At 65.4% G+C, this 15,540-nt stretch carries 15 protein-coding genes and 1 tRNA gene; 8 read left to right on the forward strand and 8 right to left on the reverse strand.

Annotation, left to right across the window (positions count from 1 at the left end; all coding sequences use genetic code 11):
• Positions 1–17 precede the first annotated feature (17 nt).
• On the forward strand, positions 18–1,034 hold the full coding sequence (locus tag NCR35_RS04305; RefSeq protein WP_250533257.1) for an NAD-dependent epimerase/dehydratase family protein: 1,017 nt from the start codon (positions 18–20) through the stop codon (positions 1,032–1,034).
• Here the strand turns inward: NCR35_RS04305 and NCR35_RS04310 are convergent.
• From NCR35_RS04310 to NCR35_RS04325, 3 genes are all read right to left on the reverse strand, one after another.
• Positions 1,031–1,207, reverse strand: coding sequence for a hypothetical protein (locus NCR35_RS04310; protein WP_206467705.1), 177 nt, complete (start codon positions 1,205–1,207; stop codon positions 1,031–1,033). The two genes, NCR35_RS04305 and NCR35_RS04310, sit on opposite strands and share 4 nt — an antisense overlap.
• A 266-nt stretch (positions 1,208–1,473) precedes the next feature.
• On the reverse strand, positions 1,474–2,184 hold the full coding sequence (locus tag NCR35_RS04320; RefSeq protein WP_250533258.1) for a pseudouridine synthase: 711 nt from the start codon (positions 2,182–2,184) through the stop codon (positions 1,474–1,476).
• A gap of 392 nt (positions 2,185–2,576) precedes the next feature.
• Entirely contained in the window at positions 2,577–3,371 is a 795-nt protein-coding gene (locus NCR35_RS04325) for a hypothetical protein (RefSeq protein WP_250533259.1), read from the reverse strand.
• Here NCR35_RS04325 and NCR35_RS04330 point away from each other — a divergent pair.
• Positions 3,370–4,572 carry a hypothetical protein gene (locus NCR35_RS04330; RefSeq protein WP_250533260.1) on the forward strand — a complete coding sequence of 401 codons (1,203 nt, stop codon included), beginning with the start codon at positions 3,370–3,372 and terminating at the stop codon, positions 4,570–4,572. The genes NCR35_RS04325 and NCR35_RS04330 overlap by 2 nt on opposite strands.
• Before the next feature lie 934 nt (positions 4,573–5,506).
• Here the strand turns inward: NCR35_RS04330 and NCR35_RS04335 are convergent.
• From NCR35_RS04335 to NCR35_RS04345, 3 genes are all read right to left on the reverse strand, one after another.
• Positions 5,507–5,591 (reverse strand) — tRNA-Leu (locus tag NCR35_RS04335).
• A 63-nt stretch (positions 5,592–5,654) separates the two neighbouring features.
• Positions 5,655–6,815: an ABC transporter substrate-binding protein gene (locus NCR35_RS04340; protein ID WP_250533261.1), complete on the reverse strand. Its 1,161-nt coding sequence runs from the start codon at positions 6,813–6,815 to the stop codon at positions 5,655–5,657.
• Positions 6,816–6,876: 61 nt separating this feature from the next.
• On the reverse strand, positions 6,877–7,818 hold the full coding sequence (locus tag NCR35_RS04345; protein WP_250533262.1) for a CysB family HTH-type transcriptional regulator: 942 nt from the start codon (positions 7,816–7,818) through the stop codon (positions 6,877–6,879).
• Positions 7,819–8,035: 217 nt separating this feature from the next.
• On the opposite strand from NCR35_RS04345, the gene NCR35_RS04350 reads away from it, so the two are divergent.
• From NCR35_RS04350 to cobA, 6 genes are all read left to right on the forward strand, one after another.
• Entirely contained in the window at positions 8,036–9,712 is a 1,677-nt protein-coding gene (locus tag NCR35_RS04350) for a nitrite/sulfite reductase (protein ID WP_250533263.1), read from the forward strand.
• Between the two features lie 10 nt (positions 9,713–9,722).
• The gene (locus tag NCR35_RS04355; protein WP_250533264.1) at positions 9,723–10,262 is read left to right on the forward strand and encodes a DUF934 domain-containing protein; all 540 of its coding nucleotides are present in this window, start codon (positions 9,723–9,725) and stop codon (positions 10,260–10,262) included.
• A gap of 3 nt (positions 10,263–10,265) precedes the next feature.
• Positions 10,266–10,997 (forward strand): phosphoadenylyl-sulfate reductase, encoded by a 732-nt coding sequence (locus tag NCR35_RS04360; RefSeq protein ID WP_250533265.1) that lies wholly within the window; start codon positions 10,266–10,268, stop codon positions 10,995–10,997.
• A gap of 80 nt (positions 10,998–11,077) precedes the next feature.
• A complete protein-coding gene (gene cysD, locus NCR35_RS04365; RefSeq protein ID WP_206467713.1) occupies positions 11,078–12,040 on the forward strand; it encodes a sulfate adenylyltransferase subunit CysD in 963 nt (320 codons plus the stop codon).
• Between the two features lie 28 nt (positions 12,041–12,068).
• Positions 12,069–13,382, forward strand: a complete 1,314-nt coding sequence (locus tag NCR35_RS04370; RefSeq protein ID WP_284502877.1) for a sulfate adenylyltransferase subunit 1 — start codon at positions 12,069–12,071, stop codon at positions 13,380–13,382.
• A 24-nt stretch (positions 13,383–13,406) separates the two neighbouring features.
• The gene (gene cobA, locus NCR35_RS04375; protein ID WP_250533268.1) at positions 13,407–14,165 is read left to right on the forward strand and encodes a uroporphyrinogen-III C-methyltransferase; all 759 of its coding nucleotides are present in this window, start codon (positions 13,407–13,409) and stop codon (positions 14,163–14,165) included.
• A gap of 12 nt (positions 14,166–14,177) precedes the next feature.
• Here cobA and NCR35_RS04380 read toward each other — a convergent pair whose 3' ends face one another.
• Positions 14,178–14,576 carry a hypothetical protein gene (locus tag NCR35_RS04380; protein ID WP_250533270.1) on the reverse strand — a complete coding sequence of 133 codons (399 nt, stop codon included), beginning with the start codon at positions 14,574–14,576 and terminating at the stop codon, positions 14,178–14,180.
• Between the two features lie 584 nt (positions 14,577–15,160).
• Positions 15,161–15,526: a sirohydrochlorin chelatase gene (locus tag NCR35_RS04385; RefSeq protein WP_250533272.1), complete on the reverse strand. Its 366-nt coding sequence runs from the start codon at positions 15,524–15,526 to the stop codon at positions 15,161–15,163.
• Positions 15,527–15,540: the final 14 nt, after the last annotated feature.

Raw genomic sequence — 15,540 nt, forward strand, 5'->3', positions numbered from 1 at the left:
CGGATACAATGCTTCGCATGATCGCCACTCGAACCTTGCGCCGCCCGCGCGTCTTGATCGTCGGATGCGGCGATGTCGGGCTGCGCGCGTTGCCGCTCTTGCATTCGCGCGCCGCGTCGCCGCGCGTGATCGCGCTCACGCATCACGCGGAACGCGCCGCCGAACTTCGCGCAGCAGGCGCCTTGCCGATCGCCGGCGACCTCGATGCGAAGCGCAGCCTTCGCAGGCTCGCAGGCATCGCGCCGCAGGTGCTGCATCTCGCGCCGCCTCAGCGCGAAGGCGACACCGACCGCCGCACGCGTGCGTTGCTCGCGGCCTTGCGCGCGCCGCGCCGTTCCGTCGCGCGTGGCGCTCAGGCCGCCGTTGCGCGGCATCGTGCCTGGCGCGCATCGACTTTCATTGTACCCGACGCCTCTTTTGGAGCCACATCGGGAGCCATGCCTTATCGCTTCGTCTATGCGAGCACGACGGGCGTCTACGGCGACTGCGGGGGCGCGCTGATCGACGAAACGCGGCCCGCGCGGCCGGACAACGAGCGCGCACGGCGGCGCGTGTCGGCGGAGCAGCAGTTGCGCCGCGTGGGCGCGCGAAGCGGCTGGCGTGTTTCCATCGTGCGGATTCCCGGCATTTACGCGGAGAATCGCCTGCCGCTTGCGCGCATCGAACGGGCGATGCCTGCGCTCATCGAACGCGACGATGTCTACACGAATCACATTCACGCCGACGATCTCGCCGCGATTCTTGTGCGCGCGCTCGGGCGCGGGCGGCCGCAGCGCGTCGTGAACGCATCGGACGACACCGATTTGCGCATGGCCGACTATTTCGATCGCGTCGCCGACGCGTACGGTTTGCCGCGCGTGCCACGGATCACGCGCGAGGAGGCGGAAGTGCGTCTTGAAGCGGTGACGCTTTCCTTCATGCGCGAGTCGCGCCGTCTGTCCAACGCACGAATGAAGCGCGAGTTAGGCTACAAGCTGCGTCATCCGACCGTGGACGACTTCTTGCGCTCGCGCGCCGGCACGACGCGGCGCTAGATCAGCGCGGGAATCGTTTCGAGCAGGACGAAGCACATCAGCGCGCCGATCAATGCGCCGATGAGGTTCGGCGAATACCGGTGACGCACGTGCATGACGACACCCAATACCCCGATCACGACCGCGCTCAACGCCACGAACGCGATCAGCGCGACGCTCATGTGGGAAGCCATGATGCCCTCCTGCTTTCTTCTAGTGATTTTGATTCCGTAAGACGAGTATATGAGCGCGGCGCGCAGAAGGCATGCTGCGGCGCAGCGGCGAGGCATCGGGGCTTGTACCGATTGGCGTGAAGATTGGTCGTTGCGGGGCGCGCAGTGCAGCGAGATTGTCGTCATCGAGCCAGCGCCATTCGCCTTCCGCGAGCGACGCCGGCAGCGCATAACCGCCCACGCGCTTCGGATGCAGCTTCTGTTGAGGCGCGGCCGAGCGCGGCGCGTCAGCGCTGGGCGCGCAGTGCAGAAAGATCGTTGTCATCGAGCCAGCGCCATTCGCCCTCGGCGAGCGACGCCGGCAACGCGTAACCGCCCACGCGCTCCCGATGCAGCTTTTCCACGCGATTCCCCGCTGCCGCGACCATCCGCTTGACCTGATGATATTTGCCTTCGAGCACGGTCAGTTCGAGCAGCCGTTCGTCGCGGCGATGCGCGGCGAGCGCGGCGCTGGGCTTCGTTTCGCCGTGCAGCAGCACGCCGTCGCGCAGGCCGGCGAGCTGCGCGTCGTCGAGCGGATGGCGCAGCGTCGCGAGATACACCTTCGGCACCTTGCGCTTGGGCGACGTGAAGGCGTGGACGAACGCGCCGTCGTCCGAGAAGAGGAGCAGGCCCGTCGTATCCTGATCGAGCCGGCCCACCGGCTGCACGCCGCGCTCGATGAGCTGCGGCGGCAACAGGTGAAACACGCTCAGGTGATGTTGCGGATCGCGCGAGCATTCGTAGCCGGCGGGCTTGTTCATCGCGATATACGCCTTCTCGCGATACGTCCAGACGGTGCCGTCGACTTCGAAGTCCGGCGATTCGGCGACCGCGACACTGGCGTTCGGATCGCTGCATACCTCGCCGCCGATGCGCACGCGGCCCTCGGCGATGATGCCGCGACATTGACGGCGCGAGCCGAAGCCTTGCGAGAAGAGGAGTGATTCGAGGTCCATCGGACGAGTGGGGACGGAGGGCGCATTTTAGCAAGCGGGAGGTCGTGAACGCGCGAGGTCCGTGGCCGGCGTGCGCTGTCGCCTAAGCCGCGCGGCTGCGGGTTGCCGCGTCGGAGAGGCGCGCGGACGGCCGATCGCTGCATGGCATGCGCGTTCGGAGCTTTCGACCAAGTCGCGCGGAGGCGAGCTGTCTGAGTCGACAGGCGCGCGGACGGCCGATCGCTGCATGGCATGCGCTTCGGAGCCTTCGACCAAGTCGCGCGGAGGCGAACTGTCTGAGTCGAACAGGCGCGCGGACGGCCGATCGCTGCATGGCATGCGCGTTGAGAGCTGTCGGCTACGCCGCGCGGCGGCGAGTTACCCGTGTCGAGCAGGCGCGGATCGCGGCTGCCTCAATGCGCGTCGCCGCGGCCCTTCGCCACCGTCGGCACGCCGAGGCCGAAGATCGTGAACGTCGACGGCGAGCGGTCCTGCTGGCTCGCCGTTACGCCGTGCCTGCCTGCGGCGCTCCAGCGTCCGTCGAAGGTCATGGCTGCCGGCGTGGGCGCGGGCAGTGCGCTCGCCTGACGGAAGTACGCGGTGTTGGCTTCGGCTTGTGCGGCGGTCGCCTGGCGCAGCAGCGTCTGCGTTTGCGGATTGCGCGGATCGAGCGCCACCGCGCGGCGGGCGTTGTGCACGGCGCAGGCGGGTTCCTGCTTGACCGAGCATGAGCGGGCGTTGGCCATCGCGCTGTCGCGTGCGCGCTCCTCGCGCGTCAGATCGGCGGCCAGTTGTTGAATCTCCGGGCTCGGGGCCTGATTCGCGTACAGGCCGCGCATGTGGCGGCGCGCAGCGGAAAGGTCGTGAGCGGCCAGCGCCTGCTTCATCGCGACGATGTTCCGCGCGACCGCGGGCGATGCTTTTTGCGCCGCGTTGTCCTGGGGATGTGCGCTTGCGTTGGCGTTGGCGGTTCTCGACGTTGCTGTCTGCGGCTGCGGGGCCAGGCTCGGACGGTTCGCCATCGACGATGCCATCGGCGAGGCCTGCGCCGGGCGCGCGGCCGGCTCTTGCGATTGCGGCGCGAGGCCAGACGCTGGACGGTTCGCTGCCAGCGAGGCCATCGACGAGGCTTGTGCCGGATGCGTCGTCGTCGCTTGCGGCTGCGAGGCGAGGTCGGGCGTCGGGCGGTTCGCCGGCAATGCAGCCATGGGCGAAGCGGGTGTCGGGTGCGTCGCCGTCGATTCAGCTTGCGATGCACGGCTGCGCGCTGGCGGAGTCGTCGAAGCCATCGGCGCAGGGGAACTGCTCGGCGTCGGAGCGGGCTTTGCCTGCGCGAGCGCGTTCGTGGCCGGTGCGGGCGGAACGTTGGCCGCGAGGCTGGACGTAGCCGGCAGGGACCGCGCGGAGGCTGTCGGCGCGGCGCGCGTGAGCGGTGCGACCGCGACGGGTGCCGAGACGCCCGCTCCGGTCGCGATAGCGGCATCGGCCACCGCCGTTGACGTGGGCGAGCGCGGTGCAGTCGCGTTCTTCGTCGCGGTTGTATCCGTTGGTGGCGTGACCGTACGCGTCGCCGCGACAGCGTTGCCAGGCGCAGACGCGCGCGCCCGCGCAGCAGTCGCCGACGCGGCTGTCGTGCCCGCTATTCCGACGGCGCTTGCGGACGCGGAGGCGGGTGCTTGCGCCGAAGGCGCAGCGGCTCCTTCCGTTGAGTGGGCTGTGGGCGGAAGCATCGCGCCTGCGCTTGCAGACGCGGACGTGCGTGCTTGCGCAGAACTCGCCGCCGTCGCCGTTGCCGTTGCCGCGTCCGTCGATCGCCCGACTCTGGGCGGGACTGTCGCGGCCGCGCTTCCAAGTACGGACGTGCGTGCTTGCGCAGAACTCGCCGCCGTCGCCGTCGCCGTTGCCGTGTCCGTCGCTCGCCCGACTGTGGGCGGGACCGTCGCGCCCGCGCTTGCAGACGCGGTGCCGCGTGCTTGCGCCAAAGTCCCAGCGGCGCTGTCCGTCGCTCGCGCGACTGTGGGCGGGACCGTCGCGCCCGCGCTTGCAGCGGCAGTCGTCCGTGCCTCCGCAGAAGTCGTCGATCCCGACGTCATTGCAGCTTTGTCCGTCGCGCTTGCGGACGAAACATCCGCCGACCGTGTCTGCGAAACGACCGGCCCGGTCGCAGTGTCTGCCTGCAATGCCTGCGTGCGCTCGACGGCATTCGGCACCGAATCGCTCTCAGATGCTTTGGCAGCCGCAACAGTCGAATGCGCCTGCGCGTCGTCGCTCGATACATCGCTCCCGCGACGCGCGAGCGCCGGACGCGCCGCGTCGGCATGGCTTTGCGCTCCCGAAACGCGGTCGCCGACCGATCCCGCTGCGCTGACCGACTTCGTCGGCGCGACGCCCGCGTCCTGCTCCGCATAAAAGTACGCGCCCGCCGCCGCGCCCGCGACGACGCCGCTCACCAGCACCGCGAGCATCTTGCGCGCCGGCCGTCGCGCCTGGGCGGCCGGCCCGTCGCCCGGCTCGACGAGGCTCGGATAAGACGTCACCATCTTTCGACGCGCGAGCCGCGTAAGCCAGCCGGTGTCGCGAAGATCGACGACGCCGTACATCTCCTCGATGGGCGCAACGGCTGCCGCATCGGCAACGCTCGTAAAGACCGCACCGTGGCGATCCGAACCGCAGTACGGGCAGGTAAGCTCGCCGGCCGGCGAAATGGCGTGGCAGCGGCCGCAAATGACGGCGTCAAGCGTCAGCGAAGATTCGGATTGCGTCATGGCGCGCTCGTTCGAGTTATGGCTCGCGCAACGCGCGAAGCGAGATCACGGCGGCGGTGTATCCATTGCAACCGAAAGCCGATTGCCCGCGGGCGCGTGCCCTCGTGACACGCCCCGCGCCGGGATGCCGCGACGCCGATCCAGCGCCCATTCTTGCGACGCCGGCGGCCACGCGTCTAAGCGATTGCGCACATTCGCGTAATGTTCGCGTCAGGGAAAACGCGGGGTGCGCGCCTTCGGCATCTCGCGTCGAACGCACGTTCTGTCGTGCGTATCAGAGCGCGAGCGGGCGGAAAGATGAGTACGCCTGTGCTTTGTCGAATGGCTTCGCGCAAAGTCGTCCGCGAATGTGGGCGATGGGCGCCGAAACGGAGATATGATTGTGTGGAAGTCGGTAAGGACGTCGAAGCAATGCGCAACGCATTGTGGTTCGTGGAGCGAAGCGCCGTGCGCCGAGTGTCAGCCGTGCCAGCATCGCTACGCAGCGCGACGCCGGACGGCAAGCAATGCAAGAAACGCACACCGAGCCGTCCAAACGCAAAAAAGCCGCTCGATGAGCGGCTTTTTCGGAAAATCTGTGGTGCCCAGGGCCGGAATCGAACCGGCACGCCTTGCGGCGGGGGATTTTGAGTCCCCTGCGTCTACCAATTTCACCACCTGGGCATGCTGAGTCGGCGATTATGACCCAAAACCGCGCGCTCGGCAAGCAGCGCGGTTGTCCACACATTACTGGCTGAGATACGTGAAGGCCCCGTTGCGGACGATGCCCATCACGCTCGCGCGCTGATCGAGGCCGACGTGGTCGCTGGCGCTCGTATTGACGACGCCGTTCGGCACCACCAGCTCATGCGCGTGCTCCAGTTCCGAGCGCAACGCGACGCGGAATTCCTTCGTTCCCGGCTTGCCGGCCTTCAGCGCGCGCGTCGCCGCGTCCTGCAAGCGCGGATAGACGCCCGCCGCATCGCCGGCGAATTGCGTCACCGTGCCCTTGCCGTACTTGTTCTCGTAAGCATCGACGAACGCGAGCGCCGCCTTCTTCGACGGATGATCCGCCGGCAGCGTGCGCGCGACGACCACCGGCTGCGTCGGAAAGAGCGTGCCTTCCACGTCCTTGCCGCCGAGCTTGATGAACTCCGGCGTCGCGATGCCGTGCGTCTGGTAGATCGCGCCCTTGTAGCCGCGCTCGACGAGCGTGCGCTGCGGCAGCACCGTCGGCGTGCCCGCGCCCGCGATCAGGACGGCGTCGGGTTTCGCGGCCATCAGCTTCAGAATCTGGCCGGTGACGCTCGCGTCCGTCCGGTTGAAGCGTTCGGTCGCGACTATCTTGATATGGCGGAGATCCGCGAACTTGGTGAATTCGGAGAGCCAGCTATCGCCGTAACTGTCCGCGAAACCGATGAAGCCGACCGTCTTCACGCCATGGTTGGCCATGTAGCGCGTCATCACGTCGGCCATCGCGCGGTCGGTCTGCGCCATCTTGAACGCCCAGACCTTCTTACCTTCCTGCGGTTCGACCACCGACGCCGAGCCGATCAGCGTGATCATCGGCGTCTGATATTCGGCGACCGGATCGAGCGCCGCGAGCGCGGCCGGCGTGATGTTCGGCCCGACGATCACGTCCACCTTGTCCTCGGTGATCAGCTTGCGGATATTGCGCACGGCCGCGCCGGGGTCCGAGCCGTCGTCGAGAATGATGTACTGCGCGTCCTGTCCCGCGATGGTCTTCGGCCACATCAGCATCGCGTTCTTGCTCGTGATGCCGATGGCGGCGGCAGGCCCCGTGCTCGACAAGTCCACGCCTACCTTGATCTGCGCGTGCGCGGCGGCGGACAGCACAGCCAGCGCGGCACCGGCGGCGAGCCGGCGCGTGATTTTCGACAACGTCATCGGAAAGCTCCCCAGGGAAGTTCGTGTTTTTGTGATCGGCATGGCGCCGTCGCCTTCAGAGTCAGAGTTCGTAGCTTTCGTGCTCGCCGGAGAGCGCCTGCTCGATGAGCTTCCGGTTCATCGAGGGCGAAAGCAGTTCGACGAGCGTATACACATAGCTGCGCAGATAGGCGCCTTGCTTGAGCGCGAGCCGCGTGACGTTCGTGCCGAACAGATGCCCGACCGGCATCGCGCGCAAATGGCGGTCGCGCTCGGGATTAAACGCGATATCCGCCATGATCCCGACGCCGAGCCCAAGTTCGACGTAAGTCTTGATGACGTCCGCGTCGATGGCTTCGAGCACGATATCCGGCGTCAGATTGCGCAGTTGAAACGCATGGTTGATCTTCGTGCGCCCGGCGAACGCCGCTTCGTACGTGATGAGCGGGTACTGCACGAGATCGTCGAGCGTGAGAAGCTTGCGTTCCAGGAGCGGATGCTCGGGCAGCATGACCGCCAGATGCTGCCACTGGAAGCAGGGCAGCGACACCAGCTCCTTATAGTTGGCGATGGCTTCGGTGGCGATGGCGATGTCCGCCTGATCGTGAATGACCATCTCGGCGACCTGCGTCGGGCTGCCTTGCAGGATGGACAGATGCACTTTCGGGAAGCGTTTCTTGAATTCCGCGATGGCGGCCGGCAGCGAGTAGCGCGCCTGCGTGTGGGTCGCGGCGATCACGAGATTGCCCTGATCCTGCGCCGCGTAATCCTTGCCGACGCGCTTGAGGCTTTCCACTTCCTGCAGGATTTTCTCGACCGACGCGAGAATGATGCGCCCGGGCTCGGTCAGCGACCGCACGCGCTTGCCGTGCCGCGTGAAGATTTCGACGCCCAGCTCGTCTTCCAGCTCGATGATCGCCTTCGACACGCCCGGCTGCGACGTATACAGCGCCTTGGCGGCTTCGGTCAGGTTGAAGTTCTGCCGCACGGCCTCCCGCACGAAGCGGAACTGATGCAGATTCATTTATAACCCACGCGCATATCAAAGTAATTTTTCAGTCGTTTGCAATATATAGCAGGTTTATTACTATCAGTCCAATTTTTCCAATATCCATAGCTGTATTCGTCATTAGCAAATGAGCGTTCCGTCTGAACGCTGTGCGCGCCGGCGAATCAATGGATATCTGACGCGCGGCGCAACCTAGGGCGCCGGCGGCTAAACAAAAACTTGGGGCCCCCGAATGTACCAATACGATCAGATCGACCAGCGAATCGTTGACGAACGAGTCGCGCAGTACGCCGATCAGGTTCGCCGGCGTCTGTCGGGCGAGTTGAGCGAGGAAGAATTCCGTCCGCTGCGGCTGCAAAACGGCCTGTACATGCAGCGCCACGCATACATGCACCGCATCGCGATCCCGTACGGCAACCTGCGCAGCGACCAGTTGCGCATGCTCGCCACCATCGCGCGGGAGCACGACCGCGGCTACGGCCACTTCTCGACGCGCACCAACATCCAGTTCAACTGGATCGAGCTGGAAGAAACGCCTGAGATCCTGCGCAAGCTGGCGTCGGTGCAAATGCACGCGATCCAGACGTCGGGCAACTGCATCCGCAACATCACGGCGGACCAGTTCGCGGGCGTGGCGCCGGACGAAACCGTCGATCCGCGTCCGTGGGCCGAAATTCTGCGCCAGTGGTCCACGTTCCACCCGGAATTCGCGTGGCTGCCGCGCAAGTTCAAGATCGCCGTCTGCGGCTCGGCGGAAGACCGCGCGGCCGTGCAGATCCACGATCTCGGCGTGTATCTGAAGAAGAACGCTGAGGGCGAAGTCGTCGCGAGCATTCTCGCGGGCGGCGGGCTCGGCCGCACGCCGATCATCGGCGCGGTCATCAAGGAAGACCTGCCGTGGCAGCATCTGCTCACGTACTGCGAAGCCGTGCTGCGCGTGTATAACCGCTACGGCCGCCGCGACAACATGTACAAGGCGCGCATCAAGATTCTCGTGAAGGCGCTGTCGCCCGAGAAGTTTGCGAAGCAGGTGGAAGAAGAGTGGGCGCATCTGAAGGATGGCCCCTCGACGCTCACGCAGGACGAAGTGGAGCGCGTGTCGAACTTCTTCGCGCCGCCGGTGTACGAACAGCTCGCGGACACGGACGCCTCTTATGAGAAGCATCTGATCGAAAGCAAGCCGTTCGCGCGCTGGGTCGAGCGCAACGTGCGCCCGCACAAGGTTGCCGGCTACGCGGCGGTCACGCTGTCGCTGAAGCCGACCGGCGTCGCGCCGGGCGACGCCACCGACAAGCAGATGGACGAAGTCGCGAATCTCGCCGATGAGTTCTCTTACGGCGAAATCCGCGTCTCGCACGAGCAGAACCTGATTCTCGCGAACGTGAAGAAGCGCGATCTGTACGCCGTCTGGGAGCGCGCGAAGGCGATCGGTCTCGCGGCGGCGAACATCGGCCTGCTGACGGACATCATCTCGTGTCCGGGCGGCGATTTCTGCTCGCTCGCGAATGCGAAGTCGATCCCGATCGCGCAAGCCATCCAGGAACGCTTCGACAACGCCGACTATGTCTACGACCTGGGCGACCTGTCGATCAACATTTCGGGCTGCATGAACGCGTGCGGTCATCACCACGTCGGCAACATCGGCGTGCTGGGCGTCGATAAGGACGGCTCGGAGTGGTATCAGGTGACGCTCGGCGGCGAGCAAAGCTCGGGCGTGACGGGCGCGCACCTCGGCAAGGTCATCGGGCCGTCGTTCTCGGCGCACGAAATGCCGGACGTCGTCTCGAGCGTGATCGACACCTTCGTCGACAACCGTCTGGAAGGCGAGCGCTTCATCGAGACGTTCGGCCGCATCGGCATCGCGCCGTTCAAGGAGCGCGTGTACGCATCGCGCCAAGCCCACGCTTAAGGATCTGCAGATGACGTTGATTATCAAAAACCGCGCGGTCGTCGAAGACGATTTCACCGTCGTGCGCGCAGGCGACGATGGCGTGCTCCCGGCCGCCGATGCGCTTCCCGCAGGCAAGGTGATCGTGCCGTTCGTGCTGTGGAAGGACGCGAAGGACGCGCTCGTGGCATCGCGTGCGAAGGAATCGCTCGGCGTGTGGCTCGCGCCCGACGACGAACCCGCCGACCTCGCGCCGGATTTCGACAAGATCGCGGTGATCGCAGTCGATTTCCCGGTGTTTCGCGATGGCCGCGGCTTCTCCATCGGCCGCCTGCTGCGCGAGCGCTACAACTGGACGGGCGAATTGCGCGCCATCGGCGACGTGCTGCGCGATCAGGTGTTCTTCCACTACCGCTGCGGCTTCGACGCTTTCGCCGTGCGCGCGGACAAGGACATCAACGACGCGCTCAACGCGTTCAACGAATTCAGCGAGCTGTATCAGGGCGCGACCGACAACCCCGAACCGCTGTTCCGCCGCCGCGCCGCCGTGCTCGCGACGCTCGGAGTCTGAAGAATGACGCCTGAGCTCCAAGCTAAAATCGACCGCCTGGATGCGCTGCTGGATTCCATCGCAGCGCGCCACGAGCGCGTCAAGCTGGCCAGCAGCCTTGCCGCCGAAGACATGGTGCTCACGCACGCCATTCTTTCGCGCAAGGTCGGCATCGGCATCTTTTCGCTGAACACGGGGCGTCTGCACGCGGAAACGCTCGGCATGATCGACCGCGTGAAGGAACGCTACGGCTACGACATCGAGCAGTTTCATCCGCAGCAAGCCGCTGTCGATGAGTACGTGCGCGATCACGGCCTGAATGCGTTCTACGAGAGCATCGACTTGCGCAAGAGCTGCTGCCATATCCGCAAGGTAGAGCCGCTCAACCGCGCGCTCGCCGATGTCTCCGCGTGGGTCACCGGCCAGCGCCGCGAGCAGTCGGTGACGCGCGCGGAACTGCACGAGGAAGAACACGACGCGCCGCGCGGCATCGCGAAGTTCAATCCGCTCGCGGACTGGACCGAAACGGACGTGTGGGACTACCTGAAAGCCTTCGACGTGCCGGTGAACCCGCTGCATGCGCGCGGCTATCCGAGCATCGGCTGCGAGCCGTGCACGCGCGCCGTGCGTCCCGGCGAGGACAGCCGCGCGGGCCGCTGGTGGTGGGAATCGCGCGATACGAAGGAATGCGGCCTGCACATGACGAATATCAGCAGCATCAAGATCGTTCAGGAAGCGCCCAGCTCCGCGATCTGAAAAGGCGCATAGACGCCGGCTCAACCCTGTTACTGAACGCGGTGTTGCCAACAACGCCGCACAAAAAAGGATCGACGAACATGAGCACCACGCTCGACCCCAACGTCACGGCCCCGATCGTCAATCAGGCGACGCGGATGGACCACCTCGACTGGCTCGAAGCCGAGTCGATCCACATCCTGCGCGAACTCGTCGCGGAGTGCAGCAAGCCCGCGCTGCTGTTTTCGGGCGGCAAGGACTCGGTCGTCGTGCTGGCCCTCGCGTTGAAGGCGTTCGGCTTAGGCGGCAACCGCAAGACGGTGCTGCCGTTCCCGCTCGTGCATATCGACACGGGCCACAACTTCCAGGAAGTGATCGACTTCCGCGACCGCCGCGCGGCCGAAATCGGCGCGGAACTGGTCGTCGGACACGTCGAGGATTCGATCAAGAAGGGCACCGTGCGCCTGCGCCGCGAGACGGATTCGCGCAACGCCGCGCAAGCGGTCACGCTGCTCGAAACCATCGAGCAATACGGCTACACGGCGATGATCGGCGGCGCGCGCCGCGACGAAGAGAAGGCCCGCGCGAAAGAGCGCATCTTCTCGTTCCGCGACGAATTCGGCCAGTGGGACCCGAAGGCGCAGCGCCCGGAACTGTGGAGCATCTACAACGCGCGTCTGCATGCGGGCGAGCATCTGCGCGTGTTCCCGATCTCGAACTGGACCGAACTCGACGTGTGGCAGTACATCGCGCGCGAGAAGCTGGAACTGCCGTCGATTTACTACGCGCACGATCGCGAAATCGTGCGTCGCAACGGGCTGCTCGTGCCGGTGACGCCGCTTACGCCGGTGCGCGAAGGCGAGACGCCGGAGATCGCGCAGGTGCGTTTCCGCACGGTCGGCGATATCAGTTGCACGTGCCCGGTGGCGAGCGACGCCGACGACGTCGAGAAGATCATCGCCGAAACGGCCGTGACCGAGATTACCGAGCGTGGCGCCACGCGCATGGACGACCAAGCGTCCGAAGCCGCGATGGAACAGCGCAAGAAGCAAGGCTATTTCTAAGCATCACGCTCCGAGGAACCAACGAATCATGAGCATCTATCAAGCGGAAGACCTGGGCGTGTTGCGCTTCATCACGGCGGGCAGCGTCGACGACGGCAAGAGCACGCTGATCGGCCGCCTGCTGTACGACAGCAAGGCGGTGCTGTCCGACCAGTTGTCGGCCATCTCGCGTGCGAAAAACAAGCGCACCGTCGGCGATGAAATCGACCTGTCGCTGCTCACGGACGGTCTCGAAGCCGAGCGCGAGCAGGGCATTACCATCGACGTCGCGTATCGCTATTTCGCGACCGCCAAGCGCAAGTTCATCATCGCGGACACGCCGGGCCACGAACAGTACACGCGCAACATGGTGACGGGCGCATCGACGGCGCACGCCGCGATCATTCTCGTCGACGCGACGCGCGTCACGTTCGAGAACGGCGAAGCGCAACTGCTGCCGCAGACCAAGCGCCATAGCGCCATCGTGAAGCTGCTCGGCTTGCAGCACGTGATCGTCGCGATCAACAAGATGGATCTCGTCGAGTACAGCGAGACGCGCTTCAACGAGATTCGCGATGCGTACGTCGCGCTCGCGCGTCAGCTCGGTCTGGAGCACGTGCGCTTCGTGCCGGTGTCGGCGCTGAAGGGCGACAACATCGTGAGCGCGAGCGAGCGCATGCCGTGGTACGCGGGCGAGCCGCTGCTCGATCTGCTCGAATCGCTGCCGGTTGCGCAGCCGAACGAACAGGCGCTGCGTTTTCCGGTTCAATGGGTCGCGCGTCAGGACGGCTCGCAGGCCGACGACTTCCGCGGCTACATGGGCCGTGTCGAGGCGGGCGAGGTGCGCGTGGGCGATGCGATCAACGTGCTGCCGGCGAATCGCCAGGCGACGGTCGCGGAAATCATCGCGCCGGTGCCGGGTGGCGTCGCGCCGGTGGATCGCGCGTTCGCGGGCCAGACGGTGACCATTCGCCTGACCGAAGACGTGGACGTGTCGCGCGGCGATACGTTCGTCCCGGCGACGGCGACCGTCGCCCCGGCGAAGAAGCTCGAAGCCGACCTGTGCTGGTTCGACGAAGAGCCGCTTTCGCCGCAGCGCAAGTATCTGCTGAAGCAGACGACCAATACCGTTTTCGCGCGCATCGGTGCGGTGAAAGAGGTGCTGGACGTGCACACGCTGTCGCATTCCGTGGACCGCACGACGCTCGCGATGAACGATATCGGCCGCGTGGCGCTCACGCTGCAAAAGCCGATCGTCGCGGACGAGTACGATACGCATCAGGGCACCGGCGCGTTCGTGCTGATCGACGAGGCGACGCATCACACGGTCGCGGCCGGCATGATTCGCGAAATCGCGGCTTGATGCTTGATGACGGACGGAATGCACATGGGTAAGGTCTATCTGATCGGAGCAGGACCGGGCGCGGCGGATCTCATCACCGTGCGCGGCATGCGCTTGCTCGAACAGGCGGATGTCGTGCTGCACGACGCGCTGATCGAGCCGGCGATGCTCGACTACGCGCCGAATGCGAAGCGGATCGCGGTCGGCAAGCGCTGCGGACAGCGGTCGACGGCCCAGCATTTCATCAACAAGCAGATCGTCGATGCGGCGCGCGAGCATGGCGTCGTCGTGCGGCTGAAGGGCGGCGATCCGATGCTGTTCGGCCGCGCCGACGAGGAGATGCGCGCGTTGGAAGCGGCGGGCATCGAGTACGAAGTCGTGCCGGGCATCACGGCGGCGCTCGCGAGTGCGGCGACGCTGCGTCGCTCGCTCACGTTGCGCGGCGTATCGCGCAGTGTCGCGCTCGCCACGCACAGCCGTGCCGCGGACAGCGACGACATCCGCGAGCAGGCGAAGGCCGATTCGCTCGTCTTCTACATGGGCCGCGACAGCGCGCCGGATATCGCGCAGCAGTTGATCGACGCGGGGCGGCCGGGTTCGACGCCGGTGGCGATCGTGGAGGCGTGCAGCACGCCGCGCGAACGCACGCTCACGCTGACGCTCGCGCGCATGGCGCTCGGCGAGGCGCAGGCGTGGCTGGACCCGTCGCAGCCGAGTCTGCTGATGATCGGCGAGGCGTTCAAGGAAAGGGCGTCGGCGGGGAAGGCGAAGGTGCAGCTTAAGGGGATGCAGGCGGCGGCTTAAGCTGGGAACGCGCTAGCCGGCTGAAGAGACGCGGGTTCGCTTATGCCGCAAAGCGCCGACATATCGACTTTTTGCTGTCGCCGCGGACGTGTGCGCGCCGCTTCTCGAGAACAGAACCGCTTCGGCGTCCAATCGCGCTTCGACACTGACCAATTCATCGCGCAAGTTGAGCAGGTCTTTCTGCAGGCGAGTCATTTCCTGCAATTTCTGGCTAAGGTCGCCGATTGCCACATGGTGTTCGTCGAGCCGACCCTCGGCCGAGGATGCGCCTTGCGTGGCCGGGGGACAAGCCTCTAACCGCGCTACCTGTCTTCGAAAGAAAAAAGCGACGCCCCACACCGTTATGAGCGTGACGGTAGCAATAACGAAGACGCCGTAGTCTTGCCGAAGCGATGCGAGAATATCGATCATGTCGTCAGACGTTTGATTTCGGACAAGCGACCGTTAGAAAATAATACACGACCGCGACGGTCTTGGACGCTCCCCAACCGAACAGGGAGAAGGGTATGCCAATGTCTTGAACGTCGGACAAGGAGGCGCCCAGCAAGCGGTGCCAAAGAGGCATCCCTGCCACCGCGAGACTCGCCGCAACGGCGATGAGGGCAACGTCGCACCGGTATCGGAACTTGTCGACGCGCGTTGCGGAGGGTCCTGGCGTGGCCCCAACGAGACAAAGCGGGATGAGCATTGCAATCGAACTGAGCATGAGTCCGGGCGCCAAAAACGCTGCGGGACTTCTTTCCCTCATTGCCTGGTGCACAGTGAGTTCGAAAACGCCGAGCCAGAAGGGCAGCGTGTACGTGAAGACTCGGACAAAGCAGTTGTAAAGCAAACGTTCCATGCGCGTAGGGAACAGTGATCGAAAACGGCTGTTTTGTCGACGCAGTCATAGCGTCGACGCTTCGTAGTCGATCCTAGCATCGTCTGCATCCCTAAATAACTGCCGCAGTCCGAATCTGTGGCCGGTCGCGCTAAGAGCGGCGGTCAACCAGGTCTTAGGTCTGCCTCAAGCAATATTGAGCCACCGCATCCAGCACCGCATCATCCTCGCCGACCGCCGTCGCGCAGTGAATGACCACATCCGGATGCGCCTCCCGGCATTTCGCGACGACTTCTGGCAAATCCCGCCGCACATGTCCGCCTTGCCCGAAGAACACCGGAACGACGGTGATCGCGTCACAGCCGCCCGCAGCTTGCGCGGCGACCGCCGCGGGCAAATCCGGCGTCATCAATTCGAGAAACGCGAGCGACACCGGATCGCCCCGCAACGCGCGCAGCTTTGCCGCGAGGCGTTCGAACGGCTCGGCCCAGCGCGGATCGCGTGCGCCGTGTCCGAAAAGGATGATGCCGTGTCTGCTCATCGCGTTGTCCTCTG

It is taken from the genome of Caballeronia sp. AZ10_KS36 (assembly GCF_023631105.1).
GTDB lineage: Bacteria > Pseudomonadota > Gammaproteobacteria > Burkholderiales > Burkholderiaceae > Caballeronia.